Genomic DNA, 19,813 nt, shown 5'->3' with positions numbered 1-19,813 from the left:
CTGCATACCTCGATCGACCAGCACCGGCCCCCAGCGCTTAACCTTCGTCCGTGGAGCGCTCACGTGGGGTCCTGTACGGAGTCTGTGCCTACCTGATCTGGGGCGCCTTCCCGCTCTACTGGCCGCTTCTCGAGCCTGCGGGCGCCTTCGAGATCCTGGCGCACCGGCTGATCTGGTCGCTGGTCGTGGTGGCGGCGCTGGTGATCGGGTTGCGGCGGGCGCCGCAGTTCTTCGCGCTGATCCGCAACCGGCGCCAGCTCGGGCTGCTCACCCTCGCCGCCGTCACCGTCACCTGCAACTGGGCGACCTACATCTGGGGCGTCAACCACGGCCGGGTGGTGGAGACCTCGCTCGGCTACTTCATCAATCCATTGGTCACGATGCTGCTCGGCGTCGTCGTGCTGCGCGAGCGGATGCGGGCGCTGCAGTGGGTCGCGGTCGGCATCGCCGCGGTCGCCGTCGCCGTGCTCACCATCGATTACGGCCGGCTGCCGTGGCTGGCGCTCGTCCTCGCGTTCTCGTTCGGCACGTACGGCTTGGCGAAGCGGCTCGCCGGCGCCGGCGCCTTCGAGTCGCTCGCGCTGGAGACCGCGATCATGGCGCCGTTCGCCTTCGTCTTCGTGCTCGTGCTGGCCGCCCGGGGCCAGTCGCACTTCGGCGCCGAGGGTCCCGGTCACGCGCTGCTGTTCGTCTCGGCCGGCGTCGTCACCGCGGTGCCGCTGATCCTCTTCGGCGCGGCCGCCATCCGGGTGCCGCTGGTGACGCTCGGCCTGCTGCAGTACCTCGCGCCGATCCTCCAGTTCGGCCTCGGCATCCTCCACTTCCACGAGCCCATGTCGACCGGTCGCTGGATCGGCTTCGGGATCGTCTGGGTGGCGCTCGCCGTCTTCACCGCGGACTCCATCAGGGCCCGCCGTGTCGTCGCCTGATCCGCGCTCTCGTCCGCGGCGCTGCTCGCAGGTGGACGTGGTTCACTGGAGGCCAGCCGCGGCGCCGCACGCTGCCGCGATGTCTCGGAGGTGCCCGATGTTCCGTATCGCGCTCGGTGTTGCCGTCATCGCCGCGCTCGCCCCGGTGGCCGCGCTCGCGGCGTCGCCCCAGGCGGAGGGGGCGGCGGAGGGGGCGGCGCCCTCATCGGTTCCGACGCTGACCGGAACCTCACGCTGCACCGACACCGGTCAGATCCGGCTCCGCGTCCGGATCGCCGGGGACATCGAGCACGATCGTGCCGTGCTCAGCGGTGTGCGGGGCAAGGGCTGGGTCGGTGCGGTCATCCCGCACGTCTCGTACGCGGTCGACGGCACCCTGCCTCCGCCTGACGATGGCACGAGCCTGTCCGGCGGCGATCCCGTCACGTTCGTGCCTCATCACGGGGTCGCGGGTGTCTGGGCATGGTCGGACGCGATCCGCTCCGTCGACTCGTTCGCCGCATTCGAGACGAAGCGCGACGGTCGGCGCGTGTCGTGCGGCCTGTACGTGCGCGGCGGTGCCGGGGCCGCCCAGGTCGAGGACGGGCTCGCCTATCTCGACCTGCCTGCGAGCGGAACCGCCGTCGACGTCGGCGGATACGGCACCGCACATCACCGCTATCGGGTCGCCCTCTCGCTTCACACGAAGGCCGGCGTGCACCGCCGGGCCCGTATCGTCACGGCCGGTGACAATGGTTTGTTCCGCATGACGTTCGCCCGGGCAGCGCATCTGCGAGGCGTGAGCGCGGCATCGGTGCGGATCACCGATCTGGACCGGCACGGCCTCCTCGTCCACGCCCTGGGGATCGAGCGCTGAGGTCTCCACGGGGACATTTCTTGCGAAAAGACCACGGGTAAAGCAACTTCGTGTTCTCATTGGCCGTTCGGCCGCGGAGGGTGGCCGGCTCTCGGGCATTCCTTGGAGGGAATCATGCGGCGCTCTGCCGTGCTCGCGGCGGCTGCCGCGACCAGTGTCATCACCGTCGGTCTCGTCGCGCCGGGGGCCGATGCGGTGGCTCCGGCGACCAAGCTCGTCGGCACGGCGAGCTGTGTCGGTGGCGGACAGATCCGGCTGGCGACCAGCATCGACGCGAGCCGTACGGCCAAGGCGGTCGCGACCGTCTCAGGCGCGAAGCGGAATCGTTTTGCGGGCCTGGTCGTGGCGGGGGTCGACCGGACCTTCGACATGTCGAAGAGTGATGCTGCCGCCGCCACCAAGACGTTCCACGGTGCACACGGCACCTTCTCCACCGCGGCGACCCGCGCGAACGCCTCCTCGGCGAACGCGGTCGCCTACTTCGTGGCCGACGACCTGCGCACGACCTGCAGCGCGATCGTGATCCAGGCCGGCACGCAGTACGGCGTGATGAGCCTCAACGCGGTCGATGGCCTCATCGTCGGCGCCGGGCCGCTGTCGGTGCTCGACGCGAGCATCCTGGGCGCCAAGGGGCACCGCTACCGGGCCATGTTCACCGTCGTCGACAAGACCGGTACGCAGCGCTTCTCGTCCGAGAACACCGCCAAGAGGCGCGGAGCCCTCGACATCGTCATCCGTCACGTGAAGCGCCTCCCGACCTTCTCCAAGGTCTCGGTGAAGGTCGTCGACCTCACCGCCCACAAGTCCCAGCCCCAGACCTACTCGATCGGCCGATGAACATGCGTATCCCCCTCCTCGCGGCTGCCACCGCGGGTGTCCTCTCCCTCGGCCTGATGGCCGCGTCCGCCGACGCGGTCCAGCCGACCCACGGCCGTACCCTGGTCGGCTCGACCACCTGCGACCAGGGCGAGGCCCGCCTGGCCACCACGGTCGACAAGGCCGGTACGGAGCGTGGCACCGTCACGCTGACCGGCCTGGGCAGCAAGCGCTGGCGCGGGAGCTTCCAGCTCAACCCGGCCGCCGCGATCGCGAAGGCCGACGACGGCGACGACGACCACCTGTCCCACGCCGAGATGCAGGCGATGATGGGCGGGACGACCAAGCGTCACTACGCACACAACGGCCGGATCAGCCTCTCCGCCCACCTGAAGGACTCGCGCTCGCTCGATGCCCAGGCCAGCTTCACCTCGCCGAGCATGAGCATGTGCGAGATCAGCGTCATGTCGCGCGGTGGGCAGTACATGCTGATGGGCGATGGCATGCTCGCCATCCGCACCGGCATGAAGCCGACCGTGATGGCGATGGTGGGCGGCGAGGCCCGGCACCGGTACGCGATCTCGTTCGCACTGACCACGCCGTCGGGCACGCAGACCCGCACGCTGGTCCGTACGGCGGGCTCGATGGGCATGCTCGACCCCGAGGTGCACGACTTCAAGGGCCTCTCGGCATTCACCGAGGCCACCGTCACCGTCCAGGACCTCACCGTCCCCGTGGCGGTCCAGAAGTTCTCGCTGGGGCGCTGACATGCGGAAGAACGCCCTGCTCGCCGCCGCGGCCGCGGGCGCCCTCTCCTTCGGCCTCATCGCCCCGGCCGGTGCCGTCGCCGAGCAGCACATCGTCGGCCGTGCGAGCTGTTCCGGCGGAGGCACCGTCCGCGTCGGCGGGACGATCGACAAGGACGGCAACGCCACCGCCCTCGCCCACGTCTGGGGCACCGATCGCAACCACTGGTCCGGCGCGGTGGTGGCGGGTCTCGACGAGGACACCGAGAACAGCCTGTCGGGCGAGGACGCCGACGACCTGGTGCATCAGTACACCGGCGACAACGGTGAGCTCACCGTCGTGGCGAAGCAGTCCGGCGCCACCACGCCGAGCGCGATGGCAGTGGTCACGACGCCGAGCATGAGCCGGATCTGCGTGGCCGGCGTGGTGCGCCAGGGCAAGCGGTACGCCGTCACGAGCATGCTCAAGGGTCTGGCCGTCGCGACCGGCGAGCGCCAGGCGGTGGCGGCGTTCTCGCTCGGCGAGGAGAACCACACCTACCGCGCCCGCTTCACCCTCACCGGCAGGGGCGGCCACGTCCAGACGCGTATCAGGCAGCAGACCATGAAGAAGGGCGAGTTCGGGGTCGACCTGACCGTGCGCGACTTCAACCGGCTCGCGTCCTTCAAGCGGGTCTCGGTCCGGATCGTCGACCTCACCGACCACAAGGCGAAGCCGACGTCGTACGCGATCGTGCGATGAGGCGCACGGGCGCGCCGGCCGTGGGCTGAGGCCCCGATCGTCAGAGATGACCGTCGGGTCTGCACATCACGTGCAGACTCGACGGTCACACGTGCAAGGTCGGCGTCAGACGGTCCAGGTGTCGCCGGCGTTGAGCAGCGCGGTCAGGCGGTCCTCGGGCGAGCCGCTGACACCCTCCTGCGCCGCCGAGAGCTGCGCGCGCGCCTGGTCGTCGTAGGTGGGCCGCTCGACCTGGCGGAAGATGCCGATCGGCGCCTGGTGCAGCACGCCGGCGTCGGTGAGCCGCGAGATCGCGAAGGCGGTGGTCGGGTCGGGGTTGTGGGCGTCGTGGACGAGCACGTTCTCCAGGCCGACGTCGGCGACCAGGGCGACCTTCACGCCGCCGGAGACCGTGTCCCGGATCAGGCCCTTGCTGGGCTGACCGGCGCCGTCGGCGGCACCGAACGTGATCGGCGAGCCGTGGACCAGCGGGATGATGGCGCCACCATCCTCAGAGCCTTGGTGTCCGCTCCTCTTCAGCCCGTCGAACGCGCCGTCGTTGAAGATCGGGCAGTTCTGGTAGATCTCGACCAGCGACGTGCCGCGGTGCGCGGCCGCCGCGGCGAGGACGGCGGTGAGGTGCTTGCGGTCCGAGTCGACCGTACGGGCCACGAACGTCGCCTCGGCGCCCAGCGCCAGCGACACCGGGTTGAACGGGTGGTCGATCGAGCCGGCCGGTGTCGACTTGGTGACCTTGCCGGTCTCGGAGGTGGGGGAGTACTGCCCCTTCGTCAGGCCGTAGATCCGGTTGTTGAACAGCAGGATCGTCATGTTCACGTTGCGGCGCAGCGCGTGGATGAGGTGGTTGCCGCCGATCGACAGCGCGTCGCCGTCACCGGTCACCACCCACACCGACAGGTCCTCGCGCGCGGTCGCGATGCCGGTCGCGATCGACGGCGCGCGGCCGTGGATCGAGTGCACCCCGAACGTGTCGAGGTAGTAGGGGAACCGCGAGGAGCAGCCGATGCCGGAGATGAAGACGATGTTCTCCCGGCGCAGGCCGAGGTCGGGCAGGAAGCCCTGGACCGCCTTGAGCACGGCGTAGTCGCCGCAGCCGGGGCACCACCGCACCTCCTGGTCGGAGGTGAACTCCTTGCCGGTCTGCGGGCCCTCGCCCTCGCCCAGGGTGGGGACGAGCTCGGTGCCGGAGCGGAAGGCCCGGTCGGTCAGGTCTGCCCCAAGAAACGCGGTCATCACAGCTCCTCGTACGTGGCGTCGGCGGCGGCTGGCTCCGCGGCGCCGAGATCGACGGTGATCCCCTCGGCCTCGCTGACCAGGATGGCGATCGCCTCGGCGAGTTCGATCGACTTGATCGGGAGGCCCCGGACGACGTTGAAGCCGGCCGCGTCGACGAGGTACTCGGCGCGCAGCAGCATCCGGAGCTGGCCGAGGTTCATCTCCGGGACCAGCACCTTGTCGTAGCGCCGGAGGATCTCCCCGAGGTCCTTCGGGAACGGGTTGAGGTGGCGTAGGTGGGCCTGCGCGACGCGGTAGCCGGCCTTGCGGACATGCCGTACGCCCGACCCGATCGGCCCGTACGTCGAGCCCCAGCCGATCACCAGCACCCTCGCGCCCTGCCCATCCTCGGCGGACGGGTCGTCGACCTCGAGCGGCGGCAGCGAGTCGGCGATCGCGGCGATCTTCGCGGCCCGGGCGCGGACCATGTGCTCGTGGTTGGCCGGGTCGTAGGAGATGTTGCCCGTCCCGGTGTTGATGCCCTCCTTCTCCAGGCCCCCGATGCGGTGCTCGAGACCGGCGGTCCCCGGAATCGCCCACGGCCGCGCCAGGGTCGCCTCGTCGCGGGCGTACGGCAGGAAGGTCCCGCCCTCCTCGATGTCTGCGGCCGTCGCGAACGCCGGGTCGATCACCGGCAGCTCCGCGACCGAGGGGATCTGCCACGGCTCGGATCCGTTGGCGAGGTAGCCGTCGGACAGCAGCATCACCGGGGTGCGGTAGGTGACGGCGATCCGGGCCGCCTCGACGGCCGCGTCGAAGCAGTCGCCCGGCGTCGACGGGGCGACGATCGGGATCGGCGCCTCGCCGTTGCGGCCGAACATCGCCTGGAGCAGGTCGGACTGCTCGGTCTTGGTCGGCAGGCCGGTCGAGGGGCCGCCGCGCTGCACGTTCACGACCACGAGCGGGAGCTCGGTCATCACCGCCAGGCCGATCGCCTCGCCCTTCAGCGCGATGCCCGGCCCGGAGGTCGTGGTGACGCCCAGCGACCCCGCGTACGAGGCGCCGATCGCCGCGCCGATGCCGGCGATCTCGTCCTCGGCCTGGAAGGTCGTCACGCCGAACGCCTTGTGCTTCGACAGCTCGTGCAGGATGTCGGAGGCCGGGGTGATGGGGTAGGAGCCGAGGAAGAGCGGCAGACCCGAGCGCACGCCCGCCGCCACCAGCCCGTACGCGAGCGCCAGGTTGCCGGTGATGTTGCGGTAGGTGCCCGGCGAGGCGGGAGCCGGCTTGATCTCGTACGAGACCGCGAACGCCTCGGTGGTCTCGCCGAAGTTCCACCCGGTCCTGAACGCCGTGATGTTGGCGTCGCGGATGTCGGGGACCTTCGCGAAGCGCTTGGTCAGGAACGCGATCGTGGAGTCGGTCGGGCGGCCGTACATCCACGACAGCAGTCCGAGCGCGAACATGTTCTTGGCGCGTGAGGCGTCCTTGCGGGAGAGGCCGAACTCCTTGACCGCCTCGACGGTCATCCCGGTCAGGTCGACGGGGAAGACCTGGTACGAGCCCAGCGGATCGTTGGCGTCCCCGAGGAGCGACAGCGGGTTGGCGTCGTACCCGGCCTTGGCCAGGTTGCGGGTGGTGAAGTCGGCGGTGTCGACGATGATCGTCGCGCCCTTGGGCAGGTCGGCCAGGTTCGCGCGCAGCGCGGCGGGGTTCATCGCGACCAGCACGTCGGGGGCGTCGCCGGCGGTCATGATGTCGTGATCGGCGAAGTGCACCTGGAACGACGAGACGCCGGGGATCGTGCCCTGCGGCGCGCGGATCTCGGCCGGGAAGTTCGGCAACGTCATCAGGTCGTTGCCGAACACGGCGGACTCCTGAGTGAACCGATCACCGGTGAGCTGCATGCCGTCACCCGAGTCCCCGGCGAACCGGATGACCACCCGATCGAGCTGCTTGACCTGCTTCGACACGCGCTTGCGTCCCTTCGCTGTGGCTGGTCCCTCCACCGTAGCCACCGTAGTGGCTCGGCTCACCTGCGCCATGTGACGCGCCACACCTCGAGCAGAACAAGACAAGAGCGATTAAGTCGACTACTCTACGTGACATTACTGAATAACGGAGGTCACTCGACCTCCGTCCATGTCAACGAAGTGAGGACCTCTCATGAAGTCGATCAAGGTCACGGTTGCGGCTGTCGCCGCTGCCGGGGTGCTGGCCTTGACCGGATGCGGCAGCAGCTCCGGTTCCAGCGCGGATGCGGCAGACACGATCAACGTCGTCGGCTACTCCGTCCTCCAGCAGGCCAACAAGGGCGTCGAAGCCGCCTTCGAGAAGACCGACGCCGGCAAGGGCGTCCAGTTCAAGGAGTCGTACGGCGCCTCCGGCGACCAGTCCCGCGCGGTCATCGCCGGTGCGAAGGCCGACGAGGTCCACCTCTCCCTCGAGCCCGACGTGCAGAAGCTGGTCGACGCCGGCATCGTGGACGCCAACTGGAAGGACAACGCGACCCAGGGCATCTGCACCCAGTCGGTCGTCGTCTTCGGCGTGCGTCCGGGGAACCCGAAGAACATCAAGACGTGGGCGGACCTGACCAAGCCCGGCGTCCAGATCGTGACGCCCAACCCGGCGTCGTCGGGCTCGGCGAAGTGGAACCTGCTGGCCGCCTACGGCTCCGCCCTCGGCCAGGGCGACGCGGCCGCGAGCGACTACATGAAGTCCTTCTTCAAGAACGTCGTCGCGATGCCGGACTCCGGCCGCGACGCCACCACCGCCTTCACCGGCGGCACCGGCGACGTCCTGATCTCGTACGAGAACGAGGTCATCCTCGCCCGCCAGAGCGGCACCGACCTGGACTACGTCGTCCCGGACAGCTCGCTGCTGATCCAGAACCCGTGCGCGGTGACCAAGGACGCTTCGACCGCCGCGCAGAAGTGGCTCGACTTCCAGAAGAGCGCCGACGGCCAGAAGCTGTACGAGGAGACCGGCTACCGCCCGCTCGACTCGGTCGCCAGCCAGGTCGGCGACGTGGACGTGAAGGGCGTCGAGAACTCGGCCGACCCGTTCCCGGTCCCGGCCAAGCTCCTCACCATCGACAAGGACTTCGGTGGCTGGGCCGACGCCAACACGAAGTACTTCGACGAGGACAACGGCATCCTCACCAAGCTCCAGGCCGCGGCAGGAAAGTGACGTCTACGCCGCTCCTGGAGGCTCGGCCGGACGTCGGTGAACCGCGCAAGCGCGTTCGCCGGCGCCGGCCGGGCCGGTCCGCTTCCCGGACTCTGAACGCCACGTCGGGCCTCGGCCTCGGCGTGGCCATGATCTGGTTCAGCGTGCTGGTCCTGATCCCGCTGGCCGCCATCGTCGTCAAGGCGAGTGGCGGTGGCTGGCACACGTACGCGCATACGCTCAGCAACGGCCAGACCCTCGACGCGATCAAGCTGACCGTGGGGATGTCGTTCCTCGTCACCCTGCTCAACATGGTGATGGGCACGATCATCGCCTGGGTGCTGGTGCGTGACCGCTTCCCCGGCAAGGCGCTGCTCGACCTGGTCATCGACATCCCGTTCGCGCTGCCGACGATCGTCGCGGGCCTGGTGCTGCTCTCGCTCTACGGCGCAGACAGCCCGCTGGGCCTGCACTTCGCCAACACTCGCGCGGCGGTCTTCCTGGCGATCGCGTTCGTGACGCTGCCCTTCGTGGTGCGCACGGTGCAGCCGGTGCTGGAGGAGATGGAGACCGACGTCGAGGACGCCGCCGCATCGCTGGGCGCCTCGCGGGCCACCACGTTCCGCCGGATCGTGCTGCCGACGCTCGTGCCGGCGATCTTCGCGGGCGCCTCGCTCTCCTTCGCGCGCGGGATCAGCGAGTACGGCTCGCTGGTGCTGCTGTCGGGCAACCTGCCGCACCGCACCGAGGTCACGTCCGTACGGGTGATGTCCTACCTCGAGGGCGGCAACACCGCGGCCGCCGCCTCGGTGGCGACGATCTTGCTGGTGGTCGCGCTGCTCGCGATCGTGGCGCTGGACATCATCGCCCGCCGCGTCGCCAAGCGGGATGTGGCCCGTGGCTAGCCGCAGCGCCGCCGTCGGACGGCGGAACCCGGCGCTGACCTGGGGTCTGCGGGTCCTGGTCGTCGGCTACCTGACCATGCTGGTCATCTGGCCGAGCTGGTACGTCGTGCAGCACACCTTCGCGGACGGTCTGACCGGCCTGCAGACCGCTCTGCAGGACCCGGACGTGCAGCACGCGCTCGTGCTGACGCTCGAGGTCTCGGTGGCCGCCGTGCTCATCAACCTGGTCTTCGGCGTCGGTGTCTCGCTGCTGCTGGTGCGCTACGACTTCCCCGGCAGGCGGGTGCTCTCGGCCTTCATCGACCTGCCGCTGTCGGTCTCCCCGGTCGTGGTCGGCCTGGCGCTGGTGCTGGTCTACAACGGCCGGTACGGCTGGTTCGGGCCCTGGCTCGAGGACCACGGGATCCAGATCATCTTCGCCTGGCCCGGCATGGTGATGGCGACCTGCTTCGTCGCGCTGCCGCTGATCGTCCGTGAGGTCGTCCCCGTCCTCGAGGAGCTCGGCGACGACCAGGAGCAGGCCGCGCACTCGCTCGGCGCGAACGGCTGGCAGACCTTCTGGCGGATCACGGTCCCCGGCATCCGCTGGGCGATCGTCTACGGCGTCGTGCTCTCGCTCGCACGCTCCCTGGGTGAGTTCGGCGCGGTCAAGGTGGTGGCCGGCAACGTCGCCGGCGAGACCCAGACCGCGACCGTCCTGGTCCAGCAGAAATATCAGAACTTCGAGCAGACGACGGCGTACTCCGTCTCGTTCCTGCTCGCGTTCGCGGCGGTGCTCTGCCTCATCGTGGTGGCGCTGCTGCGGCCGAAGGCCCCCAAGGAGTCTCGATGAGCGAGCGAACCATTCAACACAGCGCCCGACGTGCCTCATCGGCGCCCGGGGCGAAGCGAGGACGTCGATGAGCATCGAGGTAAAGAACGTCAACAAGCGGTTCGGCGACTTCGTCGCCCTGGACGACGTGTCGGTGTCGCTGCCGACCGGCCAGCTGACCGCGCTGCTCGGCCCCTCGGGCGGCGGCAAGTCCACCCTGCTGCGGATCATCGCGGGCCTGGACTCGGCCGACTCGGGCTCGATCACGATCGAGGGCAACGAGGCCACCCACCTGCCGCCGCAGAAGCGGAACATCGGCTTCGTCTTCCAGCACTACGCCGCGTTCAAGCACATGTCGGTCGCGAAGAACGTCGCCTTCGGCCTCGAGATCCGCAAGAAGCCCAAGCCGGAGATCGAGCGCAAGGTCAACGAACTGCTCGACCTGGTCCACCTCTCCCAGTTCGCCAACCGGCTGCCCGCCCAGCTCTCCGGCGGCCAGCGCCAGCGGATGGCGCTGGCGCGGGCCCTCGCCGTCGAGCCGACCGTCCTGCTCCTCGACGAGCCGTTCGGCGCGCTGGACGCGAAGGTCCGCAAGGAGCTGCGCGACTGGCTCCGGCGACTGCACGACGAGGTCCACGTGACCACCGTGTTCGTGACCCACGACCAGGAGGAGGCCCTCGAGGTCGCCGACGAGATCGTGGTGATCAACCAGGGTCGGGTCGAGCAGGTCGGTACGCCCGACGCGCTCTACGACGCCCCGGCGAACGACTTCGTGATGTCGTTCCTCGGCGACGTGACCACCCTGGGCGGCGAGCTGATCCGCCCGCACGACATCGAGGTCGACGTGACGCCCGGTGAGCCGGGCGCGATCGAGGGCACGGTCTCCCGCGTCCTGCGGATCGGCTTCGAGGTGCGGCTCACCGTCCTCACCGACATCGGCGAGGTCGTCACGGTCGAGCTCACCCGCACGCACGCGCGCCGGCTCGGCATCGTCGAGGGGTCGACGGTGTGGCTGAACGCCGTGCTGGGGGCGACGCGGGTCTGATCCAGTGTTGCGCCGGTCGGCGGGTCGCGCCCGCCGATCGGCGCACGCCTGGGCAGGCGTCGCCCCGCTGGGGAGGCGTCGCCCCGCTGGGGAGGGGTAACACGACGTTGGGGAGGGGTAACACGACGTTCGCCACGGGTAGCAGCCTGTTGCGTCGCGCTGCTACCTCAGTGGACATCGTGTTACCCCAGGCCGGCGGCGGTCGACGCGTCAGCGCAATGAGCCTCCCCCGCCAACGCACGGCCGAGCGATCAGTGGGGCTGCCAGGCGTCCTCGTCGGCGGTGCGGGAGGTGACCTCGTCGGGGAGCTGGCGGCTGGCGAGCTGCTCGATGGAGACCTTCTCGAAGACCTCGCGCAGGGAGTCGCGGGCGGCGATCCAGACGTGCTGGAGCACGTCGGCGCGGTCGTTGTAGGTGACCGCCTCGGGTCGCAGGCCGTACACGCTGACGAGCGGGCCGTCGACGGCCCGGATCACGTCGGCGACCGAGACGTCCGCGGCGGACTTGGCGAGCCGCCACCCGCCGGACTGGCCGCGCTGGGAGATCACGACGCCGGCCTTGCGCAGGTCGGCGAGGATCGCCTGCAGGAATCCGTGCGGGATCTCCTGGAGACGACCGAGCTCCTCGGCGGAGACGGCCTTGCCGTCCTCACGGGAGGCCATCTCGATGAGCGCGCGCAGCGCGTAATCGGACTTCGCAGAGACTCGCACGGGTCGCATTCTCGCAGATAAGTCGATCATGCTGCTCGATTCACGCGACTGCAGCGGGTTTCCGGCCGGCCGGAAACGAGGCGCGACGGGTCAGGCCGTGGCCGTGGTACGGGCGATCGCTGCCTCGATCCGGTCGAGGATGGCGTCGATCATGGTCACGAAGATCTGCTCCTCGTCGATCGCCGCCAGCTCGGTGCCGTGCGCGCGCGCCGCGGGGTACTCCTCCTGGGGGAGGACGGCGTAGATCCGCGACCACGCGGTCGCGTCCTTCTCGCGCAGCTCCGGCTCCAGCGCCAGGACGCTGGTCATCGTGGCGCAGCCGCCGAGGAGCGCGTCGGCGAAGACGCGGTAGTAGAGCACCGTCTGGGCGGCGTCGAGCCCCGTCGCCGACAGCGTGCTGAGGATCGACTCGACCAGCTCGCGCTCGTGCCTGCCGCCGGTCACCCGTGCGAAGCACTGGCTGTAGAGGACCGGATGGCGTCCTGCCTGGGCCCAGGCGGTCATCGCGATCGAGCGGAGCTGCTCGCGCCAGCCCTGGCTCTCGGGCTGCTGGCGCATCGCCTCGAGCTGCTCGCCCATCACGCGGTCCCACACCGCCAGGATCAGGTCGTCCTTGTCGCGGAAGTGCCGGTAGAACGCGGTCGCGTCCACCCCCATCTCCTCGCCGAGGCGACGCATCGAGAGGTCGGCGGTCTTGGACTTCTCGAGCAGCTCCAGGGCCTTGGCGATGATCGAGTCGGGGCTGAGCGACGCCGCTCGGGCGCTGCTGCGCCCGCGACGCGTCGTGGTGGTGCGGTCGCTGGCCACGGGGACGTGCTCCTCTTCCGGAGGTCTGCTGGTGATGTCACACGATCGTAACGGATGATCGTTGTCAACACCGTTGACAACAGCACTGTCCACAGAGTTTCATTCTGGTCATGCCAACGCATGTGACCCAGGCCACTGTCATCCGGAACGCCGCCGTCTTCACGGCCGACCCGGCCCGCTCCTGGGCGACGGCCGTCGCGTTCGGCGACGGGCGGCTGCTCGCCGTGGGCGGCGACGCCGAGGTGGCCGACCTGGTCCACGGCGCCGAGGAGGTGATCGACGCCGGTGGCGCCCTGGTGACGCCCGGCTTCATCGACGCCCACATGCACCCCGTCCAGGGCGGGCTCGAGCGGACCCGCTGCGATCTGGTCGGCGCCACCACGATCGAGGCGTACGCCGAGCGGCTGCGCGCCTACGTCGCGTCCCCCGCCGGTGCGGCGGGCTCCTGGGTGCTCGGGGCCGGGTGGTCGATGGAGGCGTTCCCCAATGGCCTGCCGACCCGACAGCTCCTCGACGCCGTGGTGCCCGACCGCCCGGCGTACCTGCCCAACCGCGACCACCACTCGGGCTGGGCCAACACCCGGGCCCTGGAGCTCGCCGGGATCACCCGGGATACGCCCGACCCCGCCGGCGGCGTGATCGAGCGCGAGGCCGACGGCCACCCCTCGGGCGCGCTGCACGAGGCCGCGATGACGCTGGTGGAGCGGGTGTTGCCGACCACGACCCAGGCGGAGCTCTCCGGCGGCCTCCGCGCCGCGCAGCCCTACCTGCACAGCCTCGGCATCACCGGATGGCAGGACGCGATGGTCGGCGCCGGACCGGACTCGGTGCACCAGACCTACCTCGACGCTCAGGCGGAGGGCTGGCTGAGCGCCCGCGTCGCCGCCGCGCTCTGGTTCGAGCGCGACGAGCCGGACATCGCCGCCCAGGTCGCCCGCCACCTCGAGAGCCGTGCACAGGCGACGGCCGGCGGCGCGACCGATGCCGTCGCGCCGCGCTATGCGGCACCGACCGTCAAGCTGATGCTCGACGGCGTCGCCGAGACCTTCACCGCCGCGATGCTCGACCCCTACTGCGTGCACGACGGCCACGGTGGCGGGAACGGCCTGACGTTCTTCGAGCCCGCCTTCGTACGCGAGGCGGTGACAGCCCTGGACGCCGCCGGGTTCGGTGTCCACTTCCACGCCCTCGGCGACCGCGCCGTCCGGCTCGCGCTCGACGCGATCGCGGCCGCCCGCGAGGCGAACGGATCGGCCGACCGGCGCCACCAGCTCGCCCACCTGCAGGTCGTCCACCCCGACGATCGGCCCCGGTTCCGCCAGCTCGGCGCCGCCGCGAACCTGCAGCCGCTGTGGGGCTGCCACGAGCCGCAGATGGACGAGCTCACCTTGCCGTTCATGGGTCCCGACCGGGCCGAGGAGCAGTACCCGTTCGGCGATCTCTTCCGCGACGGCGCCACGTTGGTGGCCGGCAGCGACTGGCCGGTGAGCTCGCCGGACCCGTGGGCCGGGATCCACGTGGCCGTCAACCGGGTCGGCCCCGACGCGCCGCCCGGCACCGAGCCGCTGGGCCGCCACCACGCCCTCCCGCTGGGCGCGGCACTGGCCGCCTACACGACCGGCTCCGCCTGGACCACCCGCCTCGACGACATCGCCGGGAGCCTCGCCGTCGGCAAGGCGGCCGACGTGGTCCTGCACGACCGCAACCCGTTCGACCTGCCGACCGAGGAGATCTGCCGGACCCAGGTGCAGCGCACCTACGTCGGCGGCCGTCTCGTCTTCCAGCGCTGATCCGCATCCTGACTAGGAGAACCACGATGTCTCACCACCTCGCCCGCACCACCGCGCCGGCGCGACGTACCGTGACCGGTCTCCTGACCGGCGTCAGCGCCCTCGCCCTCGCCGCCGGGCTCGCCGCCTGCTCGGGATCCGGCAACGGCTCCGCCGCGCCGTCCGGCCAGGCCGTCTCCTCGATCGGCGCCGACCAGGACACCACCGGGACCGCCACCAAGCCGGTCGCCTCGGTGACCTGGGACGGCGGCTACCGGGCGCCGCTCACGCTCGACCCGATCGGCCTCGCGGACTACCCGGAGGAGACCACGATCCCGAACATGTGCGAGCCGCTGATCAAGGTCGAGCCGGACTACACCCTCAAGCCGGGTCTGGCCACGTCGTGGAAGTACACCGACGCGCACACCCTCGTCCTCCAGCTGCGCAGCGGCGTGACGTTCTGGGACGGCACCCCGATGACGGCCGAGGACGTCGCGTACAGCATCGGGCGCAACCTCGACCCGAAGTACGCCTCGAACTACTACGGCAGCTTCGCGCTGGTGACCGGCGTGAAGGCGACCGGGCCGCTCGAGGTCACCCTGACGCTGAAGAGCCACTCGGTCTCGGCGGTCGACGGTCTGGCGACCCTCGGCGGCGCGGTCGTGGAGAAGGCGTTCGCCGAGAAGGCCGGCCGGTCCTTCGGCTCGCCCAAGGTGGGCGTGATGTGCACCGGGCCGTACGAGTTCGGCTCCTTCGACGGCACCGGCAAGCTGGTGATGACGAAGAACCCGACGTACTGGGACGCCACGAACGCAGCCCACGCCGACACCTTCACCCTGGTCTACCCGACCGACCCGCAGGCGATCGTCAACGGCCTCACCAGCGGCAGCATCCAGGGCGCGTTCTCGCTGCCGACCAATCTGGTCGCGGCGCTCCAGAACGCGAGCAGCGGCAAGGTCTACATCGGCGAGAAGGGCTCCACGCCGGTCAACGTCGACCTGCTCTTCACCAAGAAGACCGGCGCCGCCTCCGTGCCGGAGGTGCGGCAGGCGCTGTCGCAGGTCATCGACCGGGCCGGCATCGCCGCATCCGTCTTCCACGGTGCCGCCGACCCGCTCTACAAGATCTCCGGTCCCGGCGTCTTCGGCTACGAGAAGGAGACCTACCAGGCGGCGTACGACAAGGCCGCCATCACCCCGGACGCGGCGGCCGCCGCCGCCAAGGTGAAGGCCGCCGGCGTCGGACAGGAGCCGATCGTCTTCGGCTACCCGTCGGGCGACAGCGAGAGCCAGCAGCTCGCGACAGTGGTGCAGCAGGAGGCCCAGCAGATCGGGCTCAACCTCAAGATCACCGCGATCCCGATCCAGCAGTACGGCTCGCTATTCGCCTCGGCCAAGGCCCGCGAGCCCTACGACATGATCCTGACCAAGAACTACATCGAGCTGCCCGAGCCGGCCATCCTCGACCAGCTGGTCGCCGTGCCGTACGGCACGATGGACTTCAGCGGGTACGACGACCCGAGCGTCACCGCCTCCCTCCAGCAGGCCGACGCCACCGAGGACACCGCCGCACGGGCGAAGCTGGTGCTCGCCGCCGAGGACACGATGGCGACCGGGCTGCCCGCGATCCCGGTGGTCCAGCCGCGCGCCGTCGTCTTCGAGAACGACGCCCTCACCGGTGCCACGCTGACGTTCTCCTACATGAGCTCGCCGTGGGCCGCCGCCATCGGCGGCAAGTGAGCGATCGGTAGACCTCATGTCCGCCTACGTGCTCCGGCGCCTCCTCGGCGTCGCCGTCACCCTCTTCGTGGCCAGCCTCGTGGTCTACCTGAGCGTGTTCCTCGCGCCGGGCAGCCCCGAGCAGGTGCTCTTCGGCTCGCGACCGCCCTCGCCGGAGGTCCAGGCCCAGATCCGTCACTCGATGGGCCTGGACCAGAACGTCCTGGTGCGCTACTTCGACTGGCTCGGGAACGTCCTCACCGGACACCTCGGCACCTCGCTGATCAACCAGCAGCCGGTCTCCTCGCTGCTGGGCCATCCGGCGGCCGTGACGTTCTCCCTGGTCGCCTACGCCGCGCTGCTGATCCTGGTGGTGGGCTTCGGCAGCGGGCTCCTGGCCGCCCTGCGGCCGGGCTGGGTGGACAGCGCCGTCACCGCCGTGACCTCGGTGGCGACAGCGGTGCCCGCGTTCGTCGCCTCCGGCCTGTTGGCCAGCCTGTTCGCGGTCAAGCTCGGCTGGTTCCCGGCGTACGGGACGGCGAGCGGGTTCGGCGGCTGGCTGCGCAGCCTCACCCTGCCGGCGGTCGCGCTGGCCATCATCTCCAGCGGCATGCTCTCGCGGGTGATGCGCGCCAGTGCCCGGCGTGAGCTGGCCTCCGAGCACGTGGTGACCGCCCGGATGCGCGGCATCAGCGGCGCGCGGATGGTCCGCAGCCATGTCGTGCGCAACGCCTCCGGCCCGGTGGTCACCGTCGCCGGCCTCCAGATCGCCGGCCTCGTGGCCGGCGCCGTCGTGGTCGAGCAGGCGTTCGGCCTGAGCGGTCTCGGCCAGCTGCTGATCACCTCGGTCGAGCAGAAGGACTTCCCGGTCGTCCAGGCGGTCGCGCTGATCGTGGTGACGGCGTTCGTCCTGCTCAACCTGGCGGCCGACCTGATCGTCGCGCTGCTCGACCCGCGCGTGCGCGCGGCGGTGAGCGCATGAACAGCATCAGGCTCGGCATCACGGGCTGGATCGCCGTCGCGATCCTCCTGCTGCTCGTCGCGATGGCGGTCTTCGCTCCGCTCATCGCCCCGCACGACCCGAACTCCGGCGACCTGCTCGCCGTCTACTCCGGGCCCAGCCCGCAGCACTGGCTCGGCACCGACGGCACCGGCCGGGACACCTTCTCCCGGCTGGTCTACGGCGCGCGCACCAGCCTGCTGGGGCCCACGCTGATCATCGTGCTCTCGCTCCTGGCGGGGGTGCCGCTCTCGCTGCTCAGCGCCTGGCGCGGCGGCGGGACGGCGTTCGGCATCAACCGGGTCTTCGACGTGCTGTTCTCCATCCCCGGCCTGCTGCTCGGCATCCTCGCGGTGGCCACGTTCGGCGCCGGCCTTCGTCCGGCGGCGCTCGCCCTCGCGGTCGCCTACCTGCCCTACGTCGGGCGGCTGACCTCGTCGGCGGCCGAGCGCGAGCGGCGGCTGCCGTACGTGCAGGCGCTCTCGGTGCAGGGGCACGGCGCGTTGCGGATCAACGTGCGCCACATCCTGCCGAACCTGACGCCGCTCCTCGCCGGCCAGGCCACCGTCGCCTTCGCGTACGCCCTGCTCGACCTGGCCGCCCTGTCCTTCCTCGGGCTCGCCGTGCAGCCGCCCGCGGCGGACTGGGGCGTGCTGGTCAACGACCGCGACGCGATCTACCAGGGACATCCCCTCGGGGTGGTGTCGGCCGCCGTGATGATCGTGGCGACCGTGCTCTCGCTCTTCGTGCTGGGGTCCAAGCTCTCCGGAGAGGAACGCTGATGAGCGCGCTGGTCGAGTACCGCGACCTCGGACTCGAGATCGGCGGGGTCCCGATCCTGCGAGGCGTCTCGTTCACCGTCGCCCCGGGCGAAGCCGTGGGGCTTGTGGGGGAGTCCGGATCGGGGAAGTCGATGACCCTGCGTGCCCTCGCCCGGCTGCTGCCGGAGCAGGCCCGTACGACCGGGCAGGTGCTGCTCGAGGGGGATGACGCTCTGCGCCTCTCGCGGAGCGGGCTGCGCGCCCATCGGCGCGACCTGGGCATGGTGTTCCAGGACCCGCGGGCCGCGATCAACCCGGTGCACACGGTCGGCAGCTTCCTGCTGGAACGTGCCCGCGACGTTGGTGGCGACCTCGACGCCGCCCGCGAGCGCGCCGCCACGATGCTGCGGCGGATGGGCATCGGCGACCCCGAGCGCCGGATGGCGCAGTACCCGTTCGAGCTCTCCGGCGGCCTGCTGCAGCGCGTGATGATCGCATCGGTGCTGATGGAGAGGCCCCGACTCCTCCTCGCCGACGAGCCCACCACCGCGCTCGACGTGACGACGCAGTCCGACGTGCTGGCACTGGCCGGCGAGCTGCGCCGCGAGTCCGGCACCGCGATGCTGCTGGTGACCCACGACCTCGACCTCGCCAACGCGGTCTGCGACCGGATCGTGGTGATGTACGGCGGCCGGGTGCTCGAGACGGCGACGACGGCCGACATCGCGTCCCGGCCCGTCCACCCCTACACGCGCGGGCTGCTGGCCTCACGCCCACCGCTGACCCGACGCCTCGACGTCATCCCCGTCGTGCCGGGCACGCCGCTCGCCGCGTCGGCCACCGGACCGGGCTGCCCGTTCGCGTCCCGCTGCCCGGTCGCCGTCGATGCGTGCGCCACCGACCTGCCGGACGAGCGCCGCGTGGCCGGCAGCCTGGTGCGCTGCCACCGGGCCGAGGAGATCGCCGCCGGCGCTCTCGACGCCGAGCTGCCGCTACGTGAGGAAGTGCGATGAGCCACCCGAGCCCCGAGTCCGCCGACGTCGTCATCGAGGTCGAGCACCTCGTCAAGCGCTACGGCAGCGGCCCGGTCGTCGTCGACGACGTCTCGTTCCAGGTCCGTCGCGGGCGCACCACCGCCCTGGTCGGCGAGTCCGGTGCCGGCAAGTCGACCATCGCCGCGATCCTGAGCGGCCTGACCTCGGCCACGTCGGGCCGGGCGGTCGTCTGCGGCGAGGACCGCAGCGTGGCGGCCCGGTCCGCGCGCGACCGGCGCCGTCGCGGCGCGCAGCTGCAGCTGGTCCCGCAGGACCCGTACACCACGCTCGATCCGACCCAGCGCGTCGAGTCGGCGCTGCACGAGGCCGTCGCGTTGAGCGGGCAGTCGCGCACCGGGCGCGCCGAGCGGGTCGCCGAGCTGCTGGAGCTGGTCGGCCTCGGCGACGCTCACGCCGGGCTGGTCCCGCGCTCGCTCTCGGGCGGGCAGCGGCAGCGGGTGGCGATCGCGCGTGCTCTCGCCACCCGCCCGGAGGTGCTGGTGCTGGACGAGGCGGTCTCCGCGCTCGACGTGTCGGTCCAGGCTCAGGTGCTCAACGTGCTGAACCGGCTGCAGCGCGACCTGGGCACGGCGTACCTCTTCGTCACCCACGACCTCGGCGTGGTGCGCCAGATCGCGCACGACGTGGTCGTGCTGCGCGGTGGTCGCATCGTCGAGTCCGGTCCCGTGGACGACGTCCTCGGCTCGCCCCGCCACGAGTACACCCGCCTCCTGCTGGAGTCGACCCCGCGGCCGGGCTGGGTGCCTGTCGCCCGCTGAGG

At 70.8% G+C, this 19,813-nt stretch carries 19 protein-coding genes; 15 read left to right on the top strand and 4 right to left on the bottom strand.

Annotation, left to right across the window (positions count from 1 at the left end; genetic code table 11):
• Positions 1–50: 50 nt before the first annotated feature.
• The 5 genes from rarD (at position 51) to ACZ5L9_RS04335 (ending at position 4,089) form a co-directional block, all read left to right on the top strand.
• Positions 51–929 (top strand): EamA family transporter RarD, encoded by an 879-nt coding sequence (rarD, locus tag ACZ5L9_RS04355; RefSeq protein ID WP_464534309.1) that lies wholly within the window; start codon positions 51–53, stop codon positions 927–929.
• 145 nt (positions 930–1,074) lie between these two features.
• The gene (locus ACZ5L9_RS04350) at positions 1,075–1,785 is read left to right on the top strand and encodes a hypothetical protein (protein ID WP_464534308.1); all 711 of its coding nucleotides are present in this window, start codon (positions 1,075–1,077) and stop codon (positions 1,783–1,785) included.
• A 114-nt stretch (positions 1,786–1,899) separates the two neighbouring features.
• A complete protein-coding gene (locus ACZ5L9_RS04345; RefSeq protein ID WP_464534307.1) occupies positions 1,900–2,622 on the top strand; it encodes a hypothetical protein in 723 nt (240 codons plus the stop codon).
• Between the two features lie 2 nt (positions 2,623–2,624).
• On the top strand, positions 2,625–3,368 hold the full coding sequence (locus tag ACZ5L9_RS04340) for a hypothetical protein (protein WP_464534306.1): 744 nt from the start codon (positions 2,625–2,627) through the stop codon (positions 3,366–3,368).
• Position 3,369: 1 nt separating this feature from the next.
• Entirely contained in the window at positions 3,370–4,089 is a 720-nt protein-coding gene (locus ACZ5L9_RS04335) for a hypothetical protein (protein ID WP_464534305.1), read from the top strand.
• Positions 4,090–4,194: 105 nt separating this feature from the next.
• Here the strand turns inward: ACZ5L9_RS04335 and ACZ5L9_RS04330 are convergent, their stop codons facing one another.
• Together ACZ5L9_RS04330 and ACZ5L9_RS04325 are read right to left on the bottom strand one after the other, a co-directional pair.
• Positions 4,195–5,322 carry a 2-oxoacid:ferredoxin oxidoreductase subunit beta gene (locus ACZ5L9_RS04330; protein ID WP_464534304.1) on the bottom strand — a complete coding sequence of 376 codons (1,128 nt, stop codon included), beginning with the start codon at positions 5,320–5,322 and terminating at the stop codon, positions 4,195–4,197.
• On the bottom strand, positions 5,322–7,277 hold the full coding sequence (locus tag ACZ5L9_RS04325) for a 2-oxoacid:acceptor oxidoreductase subunit alpha (RefSeq protein ID WP_464534303.1): 1,956 nt from the start codon (positions 7,275–7,277) through the stop codon (positions 5,322–5,324). The genes ACZ5L9_RS04330 and ACZ5L9_RS04325 overlap by 1 nt, the downstream gene beginning before the upstream one ends.
• Positions 7,278–7,470: 193 nt before the next feature.
• Here ACZ5L9_RS04325 and ACZ5L9_RS04320 point away from each other — a divergent pair, with 193 nt between their 5' ends.
• The 4 genes from ACZ5L9_RS04320 (at position 7,471) to ACZ5L9_RS04305 (ending at position 11,233) form a co-directional block, all read left to right on the top strand.
• On the top strand, positions 7,471–8,493 hold the full coding sequence (locus ACZ5L9_RS04320) for a sulfate ABC transporter substrate-binding protein (RefSeq protein ID WP_464534302.1): 1,023 nt from the start codon (positions 7,471–7,473) through the stop codon (positions 8,491–8,493).
• A 128-nt stretch (positions 8,494–8,621) separates the two neighbouring features.
• Entirely contained in the window at positions 8,622–9,377 is a 756-nt protein-coding gene (gene cysT / locus ACZ5L9_RS04315) for a sulfate ABC transporter permease subunit CysT (protein ID WP_464534301.1), read from the top strand.
• Positions 9,361–10,209 carry a sulfate ABC transporter permease gene (locus ACZ5L9_RS04310; protein ID WP_464534300.1) on the top strand — a complete coding sequence of 283 codons (849 nt, stop codon included), beginning with the start codon at positions 9,361–9,363 and terminating at the stop codon, positions 10,207–10,209. Before cysT ends, ACZ5L9_RS04310 begins: the two co-directional genes overlap by 17 nt.
• Positions 10,210–10,276: 67 nt before the next feature.
• Positions 10,277–11,233 carry a sulfate/molybdate ABC transporter ATP-binding protein gene (locus ACZ5L9_RS04305; RefSeq protein ID WP_464534299.1) on the top strand — a complete coding sequence of 319 codons (957 nt, stop codon included), beginning with the start codon at positions 10,277–10,279 and terminating at the stop codon, positions 11,231–11,233.
• 251 nt (positions 11,234–11,484) lie between these two features.
• On the opposite strand, the gene ACZ5L9_RS04300 is transcribed toward ACZ5L9_RS04305, so the two are convergent.
• Both ACZ5L9_RS04300 and ACZ5L9_RS04295 read right to left on the bottom strand, forming a co-directional pair.
• Complete coding sequence (locus ACZ5L9_RS04300; RefSeq protein ID WP_464534298.1) at positions 11,485–11,952, bottom strand: RrF2 family transcriptional regulator; 468 nt, start codon at positions 11,950–11,952, stop codon at positions 11,485–11,487.
• Between the two features lie 81 nt (positions 11,953–12,033).
• Positions 12,034–12,750 (bottom strand): TetR/AcrR family transcriptional regulator, encoded by a 717-nt coding sequence (locus ACZ5L9_RS04295; protein WP_464534297.1) that lies wholly within the window; start codon positions 12,748–12,750, stop codon positions 12,034–12,036.
• Between the two features lie 110 nt (positions 12,751–12,860).
• Between ACZ5L9_RS04295 and ACZ5L9_RS04290 the strand changes: the two genes are divergently transcribed.
• From ACZ5L9_RS04290 to ACZ5L9_RS04265, 6 genes are read left to right on the top strand one after another with little or no spacing between them, the layout of a single operon-like run.
• On the top strand, positions 12,861–14,540 hold the full coding sequence (locus ACZ5L9_RS04290; RefSeq protein ID WP_464534296.1) for an amidohydrolase: 1,680 nt from the start codon (positions 12,861–12,863) through the stop codon (positions 14,538–14,540).
• 26 nt (positions 14,541–14,566) lie between these two features.
• Complete coding sequence (locus tag ACZ5L9_RS04285; protein WP_464534295.1) at positions 14,567–16,258, top strand: ABC transporter substrate-binding protein; 1,692 nt, start codon at positions 14,567–14,569, stop codon at positions 16,256–16,258.
• Between the two features lie 16 nt (positions 16,259–16,274).
• Entirely contained in the window at positions 16,275–17,219 is a 945-nt protein-coding gene (locus ACZ5L9_RS04280) for an ABC transporter permease (protein ID WP_464534294.1), read from the top strand.
• Positions 17,216–18,019 (top strand): ABC transporter permease, encoded by an 804-nt coding sequence (locus ACZ5L9_RS04275; RefSeq protein WP_464534293.1) that lies wholly within the window; start codon positions 17,216–17,218, stop codon positions 18,017–18,019. The genes ACZ5L9_RS04280 and ACZ5L9_RS04275 overlap by 4 nt, the downstream gene beginning before the upstream one ends.
• On the top strand, positions 18,019–19,011 hold the full coding sequence (locus ACZ5L9_RS04270; protein ID WP_464534292.1) for an ABC transporter ATP-binding protein: 993 nt from the start codon (positions 18,019–18,021) through the stop codon (positions 19,009–19,011). Before ACZ5L9_RS04275 ends, ACZ5L9_RS04270 begins: the two co-directional genes overlap by 1 nt.
• On the top strand, positions 19,008–19,811 hold the full coding sequence (locus ACZ5L9_RS04265) for an ABC transporter ATP-binding protein (protein ID WP_464534291.1): 804 nt from the start codon (positions 19,008–19,010) through the stop codon (positions 19,809–19,811). Before ACZ5L9_RS04270 ends, ACZ5L9_RS04265 begins: the two co-directional genes overlap by 4 nt.
• Positions 19,812–19,813: the final 2 nt, after the last annotated feature.

This window comes from Nocardioides sp. JCM 18998 (genome assembly GCF_055391535.1).
The sequence above is the reverse complement of the archived record's forward strand: the minus strand, read 5'-3'. Positions and strand labels throughout refer to the sequence as shown.